Here is a 14,550-nt window from a genome sequence, read left to right as displayed (position 1 = left end):
AATCTCAGCGCATCGCCAATCTGCTTCCGGCGTTCTACGATGAATTATGGACAAATGGACACGGAGGACGTTGTTGCGATCAGCAGGTAGTGCGGCTATCGCAACAGCAATCCAATCGGCATTGCCATCCCCTCTCTTCGCAGTAAGCGACAGTCAGGAAGAATCTAAACGTCCGAAGCCGGCTGATCGCCGCTTCCGCAGCGCGGCCGTGGAGGCATTTATCGACGAGACGCGAACGCGTATTGGCGACTCGGAACTTGCTGTGATGTTCGCGAACTGCTTTCCCAACACGCTCGATACGACTGTTGAGCCGGGACAGTTTGAAGGCAAGCCCGACACCCCTGTGATCACTGGCGACATTCCGGCGATGTGGCTGCGCGATTCTTCCGCGCAGGTGTGGCCCTACCTGCCGCTGGCGCGCAAAGACGAGCCACTGCGCGCGCTGCTCGAAGGCGTCATCCGCCGGCAGGCACGCTGCATTCTCATCGATCCCTACGCGAACGCTTTCATGGCTGATCTCAACGCGCCTTCGCTCGAATGGAGCCGTAAGGACAAGACCGATCTGAAGCAAGGCGTAGGAGAACGCAAGTGGGAGCTCGATTCGCTCTGCTATCCCATACGGCTCTCGCATGGTTACTGGAAGCAGACCGGAGACACGCGCCCCTTCGATGCGGGCTGGCAGCAGGCGATGGCGCTGACTGTCGAGACAATGATTGTGCAGCAGCGCAAGCACGGCCTCGGCCCGTACCGCTTCCAACGCGAGTCCTTTGTTTCGACAGAGACATTGCCTGCCGACGGGTACGGAAATCCGGTGAAGCCGGTTGGGCTGATCGCTTCCGGCTTCCGCCCGTCCGACGATGCCTGCATCTTTCCGTTTCTGGTTCCGTCGAATCTCTTTTCGGTTACATCGTTGCGCCAGCTGGCGGAAATGGCGAACGCAGTTCTTCACGACTCGGCGCTTGCAAATCAGGCGCAGGGTTTGGCGTTCGAAGTTGAAGCAGCGTTGCGCCAGCACGCCATTGCGCAAACGCAGGACGGCACGATCTGGGCCTATGAAGTGGATGGCTTCGGCAGTCAGTTGCTGATGGACGACGCCAACGTGCCTAGCCTTCTCGGACTGCCCTATATCGCAAGTTCGCCCGATGCCGCGCTCTACGAGCGCACGCGAAAATTTGCCTGGAGCGAAGAGAACCCGTGGTTCTTTCGCGGAACTGCGGGTGAAGGCATCGGCGGTCCGCACGAAGGCAAGGACATGATCTGGCCAATGTCGCAAACCATTTACGCACTCACGAGCAATTCCGACGCCGAGATTCGCCAGGCGCTGTCGATGATCAAAGTCTCATCGGCAGGCAGCGGCTTCATTCACGAAAGCTATTTCAAGGACGACCCAAAGAAATTCACACGCTCGTGGTTTGCATGGGCGAATACGCTCTTTGGTGAGTTGATCGCAACGCTGGCCGTGACGAAGCCTGCACTGCTGGGCTGACCTTTCGGTTTAGCCCAGCTTGCAAATTGCGACAACCTAGGGTGTGGATAAACCCTAGAGAACCGGCTCGGAGACGATTTCAATTTGCTGCCGTCGGGTTGTTTCCGGGATATCGATCGATCCGAGAACGACTGGTTTCCCCTGAGTCAAGGTGGACGTACCCTCCAGAGTTGTTTGCCGGACCACTGGATCCGGCAAACCCGCCGCGGATTTCTCTTCCGCGACCCGCGATTGCTCGATTTTGCTGCGCAGCTTCAAGCCGTCTGGCGATTCCTCCAGAGCTGCGTCGATATTCAGTCCTACATCGAGGTATTGCACCTGAGAATTGGGGTTTGAAGATCCTTCATTCAGCACCCCAGTAACTATCGGCACCTTATTGCCTTGCTTAAACACGGTCTTTCCTCCCGAGACAACGACGAGAGCGACATGCCGCGTTCCAGTCTGTTGGCCTCCATCCATTTCGGTAATCGTGTAGGTCAGGCGATAGGTCTTTGGCTTGCGGTCAGTGTCCGCGAGAATTTTTTGCGCGAGTTGGAGGTCCTCCGCGCTCCCTCGCATTGAGATCGCGTTCTGCGACGGCACATAGTACAGTCTTGCGTTCGGCAGCATGTTGCGGAGGTCGGTGACAACGTCGACCGCACCGCTGTCCTTAGTCGTTCCTGTCAAATAAAGCGTTTTGTATATTTCTCCGCTTTTCTGAGTTTCAGCGGAATTTGAAGCTGTCGTCTGCGTCTGGGCACCTGCGCCCGGTGCCCAAAGCGCCATGACGATTGCCGCTATGACAAGCGTTGGGACAGAAGTCGTCCGGCTTCTAGGTTCACAACAATTCGATTTCATGTTTTGCCTCACGTTCGCAGAAGATCAACCCTGATTTTTCACTGGCTTCGATGGGATCTTCTATCGACACGGACGCGGTAGGCTGATTTCCGCTCGACAATTTTTCGGCGAGAACCTATCGGATCGGCTTGCGGACAAGAGCCACAGCGGTCATGTCATCTCTGCATTGCCGTTTACCTGGATGCAGGAAGCCGTAGATCCGCGACCACGGATGGTTCTCGGAGTCGTGCGCTTCACGCAGCACGTCCTCGCAAATCTGCAACGCCGACTCTGTGCCGGAATTCTCAAGTGCGCGTTGCACGCGATCGATACCAAACGTCGTTGCTCCATGGCGGATTTCGGTCACTCCCTTGGTCACGATCAGCAACTGCGCACCTGCATCAAATGCCAGAAACGCGGGCTCATATGTGCTGTGCGTAAAGAGCCCCATGGGGATTCCACCAGACCCAAGAATCCGCGTGCCCCCTGCATCGCGGAAGATTGCCGTCATGGCGCCGGCGTTGTGATATGTGAGGACGCCGACTGGCAAATTGAAGCAGCCAACAAAGGTGGGAGCAAAGCGCACGCCGTGTGCGGCGTCCATCAGGGCGCGGTTCACAGCGTGCGCCAGCAGCGCAATGCCTTCTGATTCATTTGCGTCCGGCGGCTCGAACAACTCCCGCGCCTTCGCCCGGAATACTTCTTGCACTTGCGCTGCGATCGGATGAGTCTCCTCCCGGCTGCCCGCAATGTCCGTTAAGAGGAACAACACGCGTGCACCGGTCAGCACGGCATCGAAGAAGTCTCCGCTGCAGCGGTCTTCCAGGTATCTGGACTTAATATCCAGACCCGCGAGCTCCGGCAAATTGACCGGCCGGGGAGTAGGAACCGTCCGATTTGGTGATGCATCCACTGCCGTTGGAAAACCCATCCCTATCCCTGTTAAAGGAGCATAACTGAAATGGCTGGCATTCTAGCCATCCCGCGTTGTAAGAGGGATCATCGATCAGCAAACGCGCTTTTTCATGCCGACCATGCCGCGAACCTTCTGGTATTGTCTCTAGCAGAATCGCACAGTGACGATTCTGCGGTTTTTCCGAGGAGGCTGCGTCGGTGGATCAGCACGAGGTGAACCCATGAATTTAACGAAGGATGAGCTGCGGCACGTTCCACTCTTTGCGCTGCTCGATGATGAGGAGGCCGCTCTCCTCGCCACCCAGGTTGAACTCAAGCGCTTTGCGCCGCGGCAGCGCATCTATAAAATCGGAGATCCGGGCAAGAATGCTTACGTTGTCATGTCGGGCGGCGTGACAGTGAGCACGGTGGACGAGGACAACCAGGAAGTAGTTGTGGCTGAACCTGGCCATGGGGAATTTTTCGGCTTTGCCTCGATGCTGGAGCAAACAGCTCATCAGACGAATGCGGTCGCCACCGAAGAGACGACTTGTCTGGAAATAAGCCGCGACGACATTGCGATTCTTTTAGAACGGAAACCGATGGCGGGCATGGATATGCTTACTGTACTCGGCCGTCAATTCCATGCATCGCAGCAACTTGTGCGCGGCCGCGCCAGTCGCAATGTAAACCAGCTGATTGAAGAAGATGCGACCTGGGGGGAAAGAATCGCCGACGAAGTGGCGCGCTTCGGCGGCTCGTGGGCCTTTATCATCTCGTTTTTGATTGTTCTGATGGTGTATACGATGATCAACATCGTTCTTAGAGGCAAGGCCTGGGACCCTTATCCATTTATCTTGCTGAATCTCTTTCTCTCGATGCTCGCCGCTATCCAGGCGCCGGTCATCATGATGAGCCAGAACCGCCAGGACACCAAAGACCGTCTGCGCGGCGAACTGGATTTCGATGTCAATCGCCGCGCCGAATCGGAGATTCAGGGGCTGGCACGCAAGCTCAATCTGCTCTCGGACAAGCTTGGCGATATAGACGATTTACTGCGCGAGCAGCGGACGAGTGCGGGGCAGGGCTACAGCACGATGGGCTCTTGACGTTGAGGAATATTACGGAGCGACGCTCAACGACAGAAAGCAAAAGAGTTTTTTACATACCTGCAACCCAAGGCGCGCCTGCCTCGCGCATGCTAGACTGCATTTTCAATGATGGACGCTTCTCTCGAACAGCTTATCCGCTTGCAGGAAGCCGATGTTGAATCGGCAAAACTTCGGCAATCCATCGCTGCCCTCCCCGCTCATCTGGCGACTATTGAGGAGAAACTCCGCGCGCAAGGGCTGGCCGTCGAACAGGCCGAGAAGACGGTGCAGGCGGAAGAAGCCAAACGACGACGGCTCGAGAGCGACATAAAGGATCAACAGCAGAAGATCGCAAAATTTCGCGATCAATCGAGCAGCGTCAAAACCAACGAGCAGTTCCACGCCCTGCAGCATGAGATCAACTTTGCCGAAGGCGAAATTCGCAAGCTCGAAGATCAGGAACTGGAAAGCATGGAGCGCAGCGACCACCTGGAACGGAGCCGCGCGCAGGCCCGTCAGGACCTGACCAGCCACAAAGCCTTTGTTGAAAGGGAAAAGGAATCGGCTCGCAAACAAAGCGTCCAGCAGCAGTCGCGCCTTGATGAGCTGAACAAGTCTCGCGCCGAGGTTCGCAGCCAGATCGACGAGGATCTGCTTTCCGACTACGATCGCATCGCATCCTCGCGCGGCACGGGCATTGCGCGCGCACAAGGCCAACGCTGCCTGGGCTGCCAGATGGCTCTGCGTCCGCAGATGTGGAACCAGGCGCGCGAAGGCCAGCTGATTCACTGCGAAAGCTGCGGACGACTGCTCTATTTCGATGCTTCGCTTGAGCCGATTCCTGAGCCCCCCATCGTTGAACCATCGAAGCGGAAGAAAAAGACAGGAATTGAGGCGGCCGAGAGCGAGTCATGAAGCGCATCGCCATCGATATGGACGAGGTGCTGGCCGACACACTTGGCGAACACATTGCGCGATACAACCGGGATCATGACGAGGCCATTACCAGGACCGATCTAGAAGGCAAGTGGTTGTGGGAGATTGTTTCCACAGATCGGCAGGAGCGGCTTGAAGGGTATCTGCGTTCAGAGGATTTCTTTGAAGATCTGGAAGTGATGGCCGACAGCCAGGGCGTGGTGAAAGCCCTGGCGGAGCAGTATGAAGTATTCATCGCAACGGCGGCAATGGAGTTTCCAAATTCTTTTGGGCCCAAGTTTCGTTGGCTGCGCCGCCACTTTCCATTTCTGCCGCCGACACACTTTGTTTTTTGCGGCGACAAGGGAATTCTGAACGCTGACTATCTGATCGACGATCAGCCGCTGCATTTCCGGCGATTTTCCGGTGAAGGAATTCTTTTCAGCGCGCCCCACAACCTGAACGTCACAGGCTACCGCCGCGTGGACAACTGGCAGCAAGTGGAACATCTTTTCTTGTCAGTCGGAAAGCCTTAACTGTGGCCGTTTCCCGGCATTACGCCAGCGGGCCGCGGAACGCCTGAAAACTGCTGTCCTGAAGTTCTCTCGAATCCGGACTCAGTTTTTGCCCCGAGCGGTCGCGCAGGGGGAGCCGGCGGAGTTCCCACAGTGCGCAGATGTATGCCAGGTTGCTGCTGAACATGCTGCTGGTGCATCGTCACGATGATTGCGGTTGCCGGGATCTTGCCTGCACAGCGATAGGAGTGCGGTGTGCTGGCGTCAAAGTAGACGCTGTCTCCAGCTTCGAGGACGCGCGTCTTATCCGCATGACGAATTTCCAGCTCGCCATCGAGCATGTATAGAAATTCGTAGCCGGGATGCACGTGCGGGCGCACTTCGGTGTTTTTTTTCAGGGGAACAAATTCCGCGTAATAAGGGTCGAGATGGCGATCAGGCACCATGTAGCCGAGACTTTCAAAGTAGTAGGTGGGGTCATCTACGCCGGTCTGCGGCAGGCGCACGCGTTCATTTTTCTTGTGCACGCGGAAGACCGTATGTGGCTCAGATTCAAAGAAATAGGACAGATCCTTGCTGAAGACCATGGCAATTCGCGCCAAGTTCCGCAGCGTCGGCACCACACGACCGGTCTCAAGTTGGGAAAGAAAACTGGCGGAAAGGCCAGTGTGCCTCCCCAGTTCGACCAGCCCCATCGATTTCTTTAGTCGCAGACGCTTAATGCGCTCACCGATATGCTTTTCGGATATAAAGGATTCCGCGCTGGCAGGATCAATCTGCTCGTTACTTGATTGTTTAGTGGCCATATTTCCGACCTCTTTCCCGCATCCTTAGGGATGCAGTGAAATACATTTATGTTGCAGTAGTAAACAAATATTTGCGCAGCATCAAATGCGATCTGAGTTTTCCGGGGCACAAAGGGTACTCTCGCAGCATCCGCATTTAGATGAATCGTAGGGAGTTCCTCCGTTTTGTTTGTCCGGAAATTGTCATTAGCTTGTAAAAAATCTTTTCGATACGCGCATTTCCCTAGGCCAAACCCGTTTTCGAGCGATGAACAGAGAATCCAGAATCCTGATCAGCGGCGCCTCCGGATTGATTGGCACAGCATTAGTACGTGCCTTCACTGCATTGCAGATTTCTGTAGTCTGTCTTGTCCGGGAGCCTGACGGTCAGCAGGAGATCCTGTGGTCTCCTCAGGCATCGCCGACAATCGCCAATCCGACGCTTCTCGAAGGCTTCGATGCGGTGATTCATCTCTCCGGGGCTAACATCGGCGCGCACCGCTGGACACCCGCATACAAGAAGGAGATTGTTGAAAGCCGCGTGCAAACTACGCGCGCTTTGGCTCGGTTGCTGGCAGCTTTGAACAACCCTCCGCAGGCGCTTCTATGCGCATCAGCAGTTGGCATTTACGGGGATCGGGACGGGGAGACCTTGACTGAAGATTCAGAACCGGGCTCAGGCTTTCTTGCGGAAACCTGCGCAGCATGGGAAGCGGCGGCTCAACCAGCAAAAAATGCTGAGATTCGGGTTGCGCATCTGCGCTTTGGAGTGGTGCTCTCGCCGGAAGGCGGTGCGCTGGCAAAGATGCTGCCCGTTTTTCGTCTTGGTCTTGGCGGGAGGCTTGGATCGGGCGAGCAATGGATGAGCTGGATTGCTTTGCCTGACCTTGTGAGTGCGGTCTTTCATATCATCGATGCTCCCGAGTGTTCAGGTCCGATTAACATGGTCGCGCCGATGCCCGTCACCAACTCTGAATTCACGCGAACCCTGGCCCACGTGCTCCATCGCCCCGCCGTCATTCCCGCGCCAGCTTTCGCACTCCGCGCAGTGGTGGGAGAAATGGCAGACGAGGCCCTGCTGGCGAGCGCGCGGGTCATCCCCGCACAGCTGGTCGAGGATGGATTTCAATTCAAGTACCCGCAAGTTGCTCCGGCGCTGGAGTCTCTGCTCGCCTCTGCTAGGCTGAACTAGAACGGAAAAAATATCAGGAATGAAACAGCGCGCGCGGGCATCTCTCTTCTTCATCTCTTTGGCCGCCGTTCTGCGATTTCTTGCCGGCTGCGGCATGGTCGCTCCGCCGCAACCGCCGAGCCTTCATCTGCCTCAGCCGGTTACCGATCTTAGCGCAGCGCGTATTGGGAGCGATGTCCACCTGCATTGGACGATGCCGAAGCGCGCCACTGACAGGGTATTGCTCAAGGGAGATCAGGCTGCGCATGTCTGTCGCAGCGTTGCCGGAGGCGCGTGTGAGCCGGCAGGCGACGCGAAATATGCTCCTGAGGCGCAGGCCGACTTCACGGACCACCTGCCCGGAGCATTGACCAGCGGCCCACCGCAACTTATTACTTACACCGTTGAGCTGCGCAATCAGCGGGGCCGAACTGCGGGACCATCCAATGCTGCATGGTCCGCCTCCGGAGCCGCTCCTGCTCAGGTGACCGACTTCGTTGCGGAAATTCACACTGACGGGGTCCTGCTCCACTGGCAGCCTACGCAGGATGCAGGCACGATTCTGCGCATCGAGCGCACACTGGCGCCGAAGCCGGGAACGTCAACGAAAGCGGGTTCTGCCTTGCTGCGCAAAGGCGCCGAGGAACCCGCGCAACAGACTCTTGAAGTTGGTTACGCATCCGAACGCGATCCGGCCCATGCCTACGACAAGGATGCTGCCTTCGACCAGCAGTATCGCTACGTTGTGCAGCGCGTCGCGACGCTCAACTTAGGCGGACACAAGATCGAAATTGCCAGCGATCCGAGCCATACCTACATTCTGAATACACGCGATATCTTTGCGCCTGCCGTGCCCACGGGATTGGTTGCAGTTGCCAGCCCGGATGAGCACGCGATCGACCTGTCGTGGTCGCCAAACCCAGAGAACGATCTAGCCGGATATGTTGTGTATCGCCGCGAAGCCGGCCCAACTGCGGACGCCGTTCGTATTTCGCCTGAGCAACCCATCGCCGGACCGGCCTTCCGCGATGCGGCAGCCGTGCCTGGAAAGCGGTACGCCTATTCGGTAAGCGCCATCGATCAGGACAAGAACGAGAGCCGCAAGTCTCCCGAGGTTGAAGAATCTCTTCCGCAATGAGGAACGAATGAAATACTGCCGCTTCCAATCTGAATCAGGTCCGCAATATGGTGAAGTCGTAGACCGAAACGGCTCGCTTTGGATCGAGCGTCTTCTGCCGCCGCCGGAAGAAGATCCCTGGACGAAGTTCGTCGATCAAGGCGCATTCAAGCCAGTGCCGCTCGATCAGGCCACGCTTCTTTCGCCGGTTGTACCTTCGAAAATCGTTTGCGTCGGACGCAACTATAAAGAGCACGCTGTCGAGCTGGGAAACGAAGTCCCGAAAGAGCCGTTGCTCTTTCTGAAAACTCCGTCATCGCTTATCGCGCACAAGCAGGCAATCCATAAACCAGCTATCTCGCAACGCGTTGATTTTGAAGGCGAGCTGGCGGTGGTCATCGGCGAGCGCTGCTCGAAGATCGGCTCCGATGAAGATGTGCGGCAGTATATTCGCGGCTACACCATCGTCAACGATGTCACGGCTCGCGACTTGCAGAAGAGCGATGGGCAGTGGTCCCGCGCGAAAGGCTTTGATACTTTCTGTCCGGCAGGCCCGATCGTTACTGACGAGATCGATCCTGATGCCGGCATTCAGGTGCAGACACGCCTGAACGGCGAGCTGCGGCAGGACGGCAACACGCGCGACCTGATCTTCCCGATTGATTTTTTGTTGCGCCACATCACGGCCGCCATCACACTCTATCCCGGCGACTTAATCCCGACTGGGACCCCATCGGGCGTTGCTCCGATGCAGCCCGGCGACACGGTAGAGGTTTCGATAGAAGGCATCGGAACGCTCTCAAACCCGGTAATCGTGGGATAATCGAAGCGGTATCTTAGTCTGCTCCGTCGCATCTAACTCTGTAGCCCCGCATAATCAGGCCTGAGATCAGGAGGAATGTATGTCGAAGTCTTTGCTCCAACAGCTCCGCGAAATGACTGTCGTCGTAGCCGACACCGGCGACATTGAAGCTATCGAACAAGCCAAGCCACAGGATGCGACTACCAACCCGTCGCTCATTACCGCGGCTGCGCAGATGCCGCAGTATCAGTCCATCGTGGATGACACGCTGCTCGAAGCGCATAAGCAGCTCGGTGACAAAGCCAGCGATAAGGATGTAGCCAACCTGGCGTTCAAACATTTAGCCATCGAGTTCGGTAAACGGATCCTTGCTGTCGTCCCTGGCCGCGTTTCAACCGAAGTGGATGCCCGCCTCTCCTACGACACCGAAGCCACCAAGAAGATGGCCCACGACATCATCGGCCTCTACGAGAGCGCCGGCATCAAGCGCGAGCGCGTACTCATTAAGATCGCCTCCACGTGGGAAGGCATTCGCGCCGCCGAACAGTTGGAAAAGGAAGGCATTCACTGCAATCTGACGCTGCTCTTCGGACTGCACCAGGCCATTGCCTGTGCCGAAGCCGGCGTGACCCTTATCTCGCCCTTCGTCGGCCGCATTCTTGACTGGTACAAAAAGGACACCGGCAAAGACTACGTTGGAGCTGACGATCCCGGCGTCCAGTCGGTCACCCGCATTTACAACTACTTCAAGCATTTTGGCTACAAGACTGTGGTCATGGGCGCGAGCTTCCGCAACCTCGGTGAAATTACCGAGCTTGCCGGCAGCGACCTGCTCACGATCTCCCCGCACCTCATCACAGAACTCGCGACCACCGAAGGCGATTTGCCGCGCAAGCTCGATCCCGAAAAAGCCAAGACAATGCAGATCGAAAAGCTCAGCATCGACAAGGCGACCTTCGACAAGATGCATGCTGCGGACCGCATGGCCCACGACAAGTTGAAGGAAGGCATCGAAGGCTTCAGCAAGGCGCTGGAAAACCTTGAACACCTTCTGGCAAAGCGCCTCACCGAACTCGAAGCGCGCGAGCCAAAGCTGGTCAGCGCCGACTGATTCACTCTTCTTCGAATAGCGACAGGCAGCCTTCGGGCTGCCTGTTTTATTTGATTCGCGGGCGGCGAGGAATCGGGATCGTTTTCATTGATTTGAAGCCGGAGTACCGGCGGCGGAGTAGGCCTTAATGAGGTGGCTCCTCATCTGCGGCTTTAAGGTTTTGCCGTTCCAGTTGAAAACAATCAGATTCGTTTCCTGCTTCGGCATGTGGCAGTCGATGCAATTGCTGGTGACAGGGTGATTGCTCTTCGAGAATGTTGCAGAGTCGGGTTTGTGGCAGCCCAGGCACTTCTGGGAGAACTCAGCCAGATCATGCTGCGTGCGATGAACATCATGGCAGGTGAGACAGGTCATACTTGACGAAATAAAACACCGGCTTCGCTTCAGCAATTCCACCTGATTTCCATGAACATCAAGCGGAGCATTCGGATCGGGCGGCGGGAGATCGAGGTATTTCTCCAGCGGATTGTTGGGGAGGTAGGAAAATGTCGGCAGGAGCGGCCGGCCATGTCCGGCGTGGCACCAGGCGCAAAGATCCATCTGGCGTTCTCGCGTGAATTGAGCGGGATTGAGTATGGCAGAGGATGTCCCCGAGCCCGGCTTGGCTGTTTCCAGTTCCACGTGCTCGCGGCCTGGGCCATGGCACTTCTCGCATGTGATGCCCAGCGAGAAGCCGGTTGTGCGATAGCGATTTGATGGCGGCGGAAGCGCGGCAAAATACGTTGCGTGACATTCGAGACAGCGTGGAATAATTGCGCGATCGAAATTGGCGAAGCCATCGCGATATCCGGGGCTGTTCACCCAGCCGAGATCTTTCCAATAGGACACCGGCAGCTGAAAGAGCTGATCATCATTCCAGTACAAATAGGTCTGGCCCTTATCGCCTGATCCAACCACCACTGCGAAACGCTCCGTGCGCTCGTTTGTGTGTGGTGGTGTTCCCGCAACAGCGGTTTGAAAGAAGCCGGTATCTTTGTCGTCCATCCGGAAAAACAGACTTGGATTGGAAGTTTTCAGAATGTTGGCGTCAGGAGTGAAGCTGCCCAGAATGGACTTGCTGTCCGGTGCGCTCGAAGTCAGATAGTGCGCGGTCTGGTGGAATGTGCCAACTTTGTCCCCGTGACAGGATTGGCAAGCGCTGTCGCCAACGTAGTTGGCCCGTTCATTTGATTTCGCGGACGAGGCAGCCTGGGCGGCAGCAAGTGGAGAGTGCCAGCCCGGCGCCATGTTTGAAGCGGTCAACTCCAGAGCGATGATGATGGCGAGAACGCGGTACATGTCAGGATGGGCCGAGCTTCATGGATAGAGTATCCGATAAGCCCAGCTTGTCGCGGGAAACGCTTATGTATGACGCGTGCTTCCTATTCCATTCTCAATAACTGCATAGGCTCGACCGACGCGGCTCTCCGCGCCGGCAGATAACAAGCCAGCAGCGCCGCCACCAACAGCACGAGCCCGACCACCGCGAAGGCGGAGAGATCCATCGCGCCCACGCCATACAAGGTGCTGCGCATCGCGCGGCCAACAAAGTAAGCGCCGACCAGCCCCAACCCTAGTCCGCAGAAGGCGAGAATCACGCCCTCTTTCAGAATCAACGTGACGACGCGATTTCGCGTGGCTCCCAGGGCCATGCGCAAGGCAATTTCATGCGAGCGTTGCGCAACCGAAAACGCCATTACGCCGTAGATTCCTAACGCAGACAAGAGCAGCGCCACTGCGGCGAAGCAGGCAAACAGGATGAGCGTGAAGCGGTCATTCGCCAGCACGTCGTCGTGCACCTGTTCCATCGTTTTCGGATCTGCAAGAGCAATCTGCGGGTCTACAGAATGCACAGCTGCAGCAATGCTCTTCAGCATCGACGCGGGGTCTTCCTGCGTGCGCACGCCCATCCCCGCACTGGGCCACGGAATCTGCCAGAACGGGATTTCCATCTCGGGATAGTCCTCGCGGAATCCGCGCGAACGCACATTGTGGAAGACGCCCACGATCTGCCACTCCTGATAAGGGCCGAGCTTCGTCACCCCGGGAATCAGCTGCTCTACCCTGACGCGCTTCTGCAGGGGATCCGCGCCCTTCATATATTTGTTGACGAACTCCTCATTCACCACCGCCACCTTCACGCTGTTGGCCGTGTCCTGATCGTTAAAGAATCGCCCTTTCACCAGCTTGATGCCGAAAGTCTGAAAATAATCCGGCGTCACCATGCCGAACGATGTGTTCGGCCTCTGCGATGGATCGGCGACCGTCGGCTTGTCGGCCAGCTCAAAGGGCATGCCAAAACCCGAGCCTTCCAGCGGCAATCCAGTTTCAGCCGAAGCATGCATCACGCCCGGCACGCCTTGAATAGCCGACAGCATCTGCCGGTAATAGGCAACGATGTGGTCCGGATCCTTTGGGCGCGAGTCGGGTACAGAGAGAAAAAACGTCATAACGTGGTCTGTCTTCACGCCGAGATCGACGCGCTGCAGATTCAGGAAACTGTGAATGGTTAGCCCAGCCCCTGCGAGCAAAGCCAGCGCTAGGGTAAATTCGCCTATCACCAGAACCCTGCGCAGCTGATGCCGCCCCACGCTCGTGCCCGAGCGCCCGCCTTCTTTCAGCGTCTCCGCCGGATCGACGCGGGAAGCAATCCATGCTGGGATACAGCCGAACAACAATCCGGCAAGCGTTGTCGCGGCCAGCGTGAAGAGCAGAATGGGAAAATTCAGGCTTAGGTCAGCCTCGCTCGGCAGCGTTCCCTCGGGCATTACGGCAATCAGTCCACGCAGCATCGCGTAGCCAACACCCACGCCCAGAGCACCGCCGAAGGATGCAAGCAGCAGGCTCTCGGTAATCAGTTGCGCAAAGATCTTCCCCGGCGTCGCGCCCAGCGAACTGCGCACAGCAATTTCCTTCTGCCGCGTCATGCTCTTCGCGAGCAGAAGATTCGCCACATTCACGCAGGCAATCAGCAGCACGAATCCCACCGCGCCGAGCAGCAGCCAGAGGGTCTGGATTCGCTCGCTCGGGAGAAAATCATTCTTCAGCGGCTCGACAAACGCGCCCCAGCCCTTGTCGCTCTTCGGGTACGTCTGCGCGATGTGGTCCGTTACCGCGTTCATGTCCGCCTGCGCCTGCTTGATCGTCACGCCGTCCTTCAAACGGCCCATTACCAGCAGAAAATGAAAGTCGTGATTAATCTGCTCCGGCTTGAAGACCAGCGGCACCGTCAACTGGGCGGGCAGGCGATCCTGAAATCCTGGTGGCTCCACTCCCACGACGGTGTACGGAGTGCCGTCGAGCTGCATCGTCTTGCCAACGATCTTCATGTCGCCGCACAGCTTCAGCCAGAGCTTGTGCGAGAGGACGACAACGTGGTTCTTGCCGTCCTGGCCTTCCTCAGGTAGAAACCCGCGCCCAAGAAAAAACGGCAGACGCTGCATGTTGAAGAAGTCAGCCGTCACGCTGTTTCCCGGCACGAACGCCGGCTGATCCTTCGTCGCAATGTTGAACGAGCCGCCCGTCCACGCATCCAGGCTTTGAAACGATTTGCTCTGCGCTTTCCAGTCAAGATAATCGCCCGCCGAAACTCCGTTGTGAAAGGTCTGAATCTTCGACCACACCATCACAACCTGATCTGGTTGGGGATAGGGCAGCGGCGCCAGCAGCGTTGCGTAATCGACGGTAAAGATGGCCGTATTTGCGCCGATGCCGAGCGCGAGTGTGAGCAGCACGGTGATGGTCAGGCCGGGATTCTTGAACAACATGCGCAGGCTGAAGCGGAGATTCTGAAGCAGGTTCTGCATAGCCCTCCTCGCTGGCAATTGCGGAGTTTTGTTCTTACTGACGGGGGAACGGGATAATCGTT

General features: G+C 57.1%; 13 protein-coding genes. 8 read left to right on the top strand and 5 right to left on the bottom strand.

Annotation, left to right across the window (positions count from 1 at the left end):
• Nucleotides 1-73 precede the first annotated feature (73 nt).
• On the top strand, nucleotides 74-1,486 hold the full coding sequence (locus tag H7849_RS19660; RefSeq protein WP_251106365.1) for a glycoside hydrolase family 125 protein: 1,413 nt from the start codon (nucleotides 74-76) through the stop codon (nucleotides 1,484-1,486).
• 54 nt (nucleotides 1,487-1,540) lie between these two features.
• Here H7849_RS19660 and H7849_RS19655 read toward each other — a convergent pair whose 3' ends face one another.
• Together H7849_RS19655 and H7849_RS19650 are read right to left on the bottom strand one after the other, a co-directional pair.
• Entirely contained in the window at nucleotides 1,541-2,251 is a 711-nt protein-coding gene (locus H7849_RS19655; RefSeq protein ID WP_186741800.1) for a hypothetical protein, read from the bottom strand.
• 187 nt (nucleotides 2,252-2,438) lie between these two features.
• Nucleotides 2,439-3,233, bottom strand: a complete 795-nt coding sequence (locus H7849_RS19650) for a PP2C family protein-serine/threonine phosphatase (protein WP_186741798.1) — start codon at nucleotides 3,231-3,233, stop codon at nucleotides 2,439-2,441.
• Between the two features lie 205 nt (nucleotides 3,234-3,438).
• On the opposite strand from H7849_RS19650, the gene H7849_RS19645 reads away from it, so the two are divergent.
• The 3 genes from H7849_RS19645 to H7849_RS19635 all read left to right on the top strand — a co-directional run bounded on the left by H7849_RS19645 (nucleotide 3,439) and on the right by H7849_RS19635 (nucleotide 5,738).
• Nucleotides 3,439-4,305, top strand: a complete 867-nt coding sequence (locus tag H7849_RS19645; RefSeq protein ID WP_186741796.1) for a DUF1003 domain-containing protein — start codon at nucleotides 3,439-3,441, stop codon at nucleotides 4,303-4,305.
• 108 nt (nucleotides 4,306-4,413) lie between these two features.
• Nucleotides 4,414-5,202 (top strand): zinc ribbon domain-containing protein, encoded by a 789-nt coding sequence (locus H7849_RS19640; RefSeq protein WP_186741794.1) that lies wholly within the window; start codon nucleotides 4,414-4,416, stop codon nucleotides 5,200-5,202.
• A complete protein-coding gene (locus H7849_RS19635; protein ID WP_186741792.1) occupies nucleotides 5,199-5,738 on the top strand; it encodes a 5' nucleotidase, NT5C type in 540 nt (179 codons plus the stop codon). The genes H7849_RS19640 and H7849_RS19635 overlap by 4 nt, the downstream gene beginning before the upstream one ends.
• On the opposite strand, the gene H7849_RS19630 is transcribed toward H7849_RS19635, so the two are convergent.
• Nucleotides 5,735-6,523 carry a helix-turn-helix domain-containing protein gene (locus H7849_RS19630; protein ID WP_186741790.1) on the bottom strand — a complete coding sequence of 263 codons (789 nt, stop codon included), beginning with the start codon at nucleotides 6,521-6,523 and terminating at the stop codon, nucleotides 5,735-5,737. The two genes, H7849_RS19635 and H7849_RS19630, sit on opposite strands and share 4 nt — an antisense overlap.
• A 247-nt stretch (nucleotides 6,524-6,770) precedes the next feature.
• Here H7849_RS19630 and H7849_RS19625 point away from each other — a divergent pair, with 247 nt between their 5' ends.
• The 4 genes from H7849_RS19625 (at nucleotide 6,771) to H7849_RS19610 (ending at nucleotide 10,703) form a co-directional block, all read left to right on the top strand.
• Nucleotides 6,771-7,694, top strand: a complete 924-nt coding sequence (locus H7849_RS19625) for a TIGR01777 family oxidoreductase (RefSeq protein ID WP_186741788.1) — start codon at nucleotides 6,771-6,773, stop codon at nucleotides 7,692-7,694.
• Nucleotides 7,695-7,713: 19 nt separating this feature from the next.
• Nucleotides 7,714-8,811 (top strand): fibronectin type III domain-containing protein, encoded by a 1,098-nt coding sequence (locus H7849_RS19620; protein WP_186741787.1) that lies wholly within the window; start codon nucleotides 7,714-7,716, stop codon nucleotides 8,809-8,811.
• 7 nt (nucleotides 8,812-8,818) lie between these two features.
• Nucleotides 8,819-9,613 (top strand): fumarylacetoacetate hydrolase family protein, encoded by a 795-nt coding sequence (locus tag H7849_RS19615; RefSeq protein ID WP_186741785.1) that lies wholly within the window; start codon nucleotides 8,819-8,821, stop codon nucleotides 9,611-9,613.
• 79 nt (nucleotides 9,614-9,692) lie between these two features.
• Complete coding sequence (locus tag H7849_RS19610; protein WP_186741783.1) at nucleotides 9,693-10,703, top strand: transaldolase; 1,011 nt, start codon at nucleotides 9,693-9,695, stop codon at nucleotides 10,701-10,703.
• An 84-nt stretch (nucleotides 10,704-10,787) separates the two neighbouring features.
• Here H7849_RS19610 and H7849_RS19605 read toward each other — a convergent pair whose 3' ends face one another.
• Together H7849_RS19605 and H7849_RS19600 are read right to left on the bottom strand one after the other, a co-directional pair.
• Nucleotides 10,788-11,981, bottom strand: coding sequence for a multiheme c-type cytochrome (locus H7849_RS19605; RefSeq protein ID WP_186741781.1), 1,194 nt, complete (start codon nucleotides 11,979-11,981; stop codon nucleotides 10,788-10,790).
• Nucleotides 11,982-12,064: 83 nt separating this feature from the next.
• Entirely contained in the window at nucleotides 12,065-14,488 is a 2,424-nt protein-coding gene (locus H7849_RS19600) for an ABC transporter permease (protein WP_186741779.1), read from the bottom strand.
• Between the last annotated feature and the right edge of the window lie 62 nt (nucleotides 14,489-14,550).

Source organism: Alloacidobacterium dinghuense (assembly GCF_014274465.1).
In the GTDB taxonomy this organism is placed as follows: domain Bacteria; phylum Acidobacteriota; class Terriglobia; order Terriglobales; family Acidobacteriaceae; genus Alloacidobacterium; species Alloacidobacterium dinghuense.
The sequence above is the reverse complement of the archived record's forward strand: the minus strand, read 5'-3'. Positions and strand labels throughout refer to the sequence as shown.

Excerpts from the sequence above, each read along its gene's own strand:
- H7849_RS19655 (WP_186741800.1), bottom strand. The coding sequence starts at position 2,251 with ATGGCGCTTTGGGCACCGGGCGCAGGTGCCCAGACGCAGACGACAGCT.
- H7849_RS19650 (WP_186741798.1), bottom strand. The coding sequence starts at position 3,233 with ATGGGTTTTCCAACGGCAGTGGATGCATCACCAAATCGGACGGTTCCT.
- H7849_RS19645 (WP_186741796.1), top strand. The coding sequence starts at position 3,439 with ATGAATTTAACGAAGGATGAGCTGCGGCACGTTCCACTCTTTGCGCTG.
- H7849_RS19640 (WP_186741794.1), top strand. The coding sequence starts at position 4,414 with ATGATGGACGCTTCTCTCGAACAGCTTATCCGCTTGCAGGAAGCCGAT.
- H7849_RS19635 (WP_186741792.1), top strand. The coding sequence starts at position 5,199 with ATGAAGCGCATCGCCATCGATATGGACGAGGTGCTGGCCGACACACTT.
- H7849_RS19630 (WP_186741790.1), bottom strand. The coding sequence starts at position 6,523 with ATGGCCACTAAACAATCAAGTAACGAGCAGATTGATCCTGCCAGCGCG.
- H7849_RS19625 (WP_186741788.1), top strand. The coding sequence starts at position 6,771 with ATGAACAGAGAATCCAGAATCCTGATCAGCGGCGCCTCCGGATTGATT.
- H7849_RS19620 (WP_186741787.1), top strand. The coding sequence starts at position 7,714 with ATGAAACAGCGCGCGCGGGCATCTCTCTTCTTCATCTCTTTGGCCGCC.
- H7849_RS19615 (WP_186741785.1), top strand. The coding sequence starts at position 8,819 with ATGAAATACTGCCGCTTCCAATCTGAATCAGGTCCGCAATATGGTGAA.
- H7849_RS19610 (WP_186741783.1), top strand. The coding sequence starts at position 9,693 with ATGTCGAAGTCTTTGCTCCAACAGCTCCGCGAAATGACTGTCGTCGTA.
- H7849_RS19605 (WP_186741781.1), bottom strand. The coding sequence starts at position 11,981 with ATGTACCGCGTTCTCGCCATCATCATCGCTCTGGAGTTGACCGCTTCA.
- H7849_RS19600 (WP_186741779.1), bottom strand. The coding sequence starts at position 14,488 with ATGCAGAACCTGCTTCAGAATCTCCGCTTCAGCCTGCGCATGTTGTTC.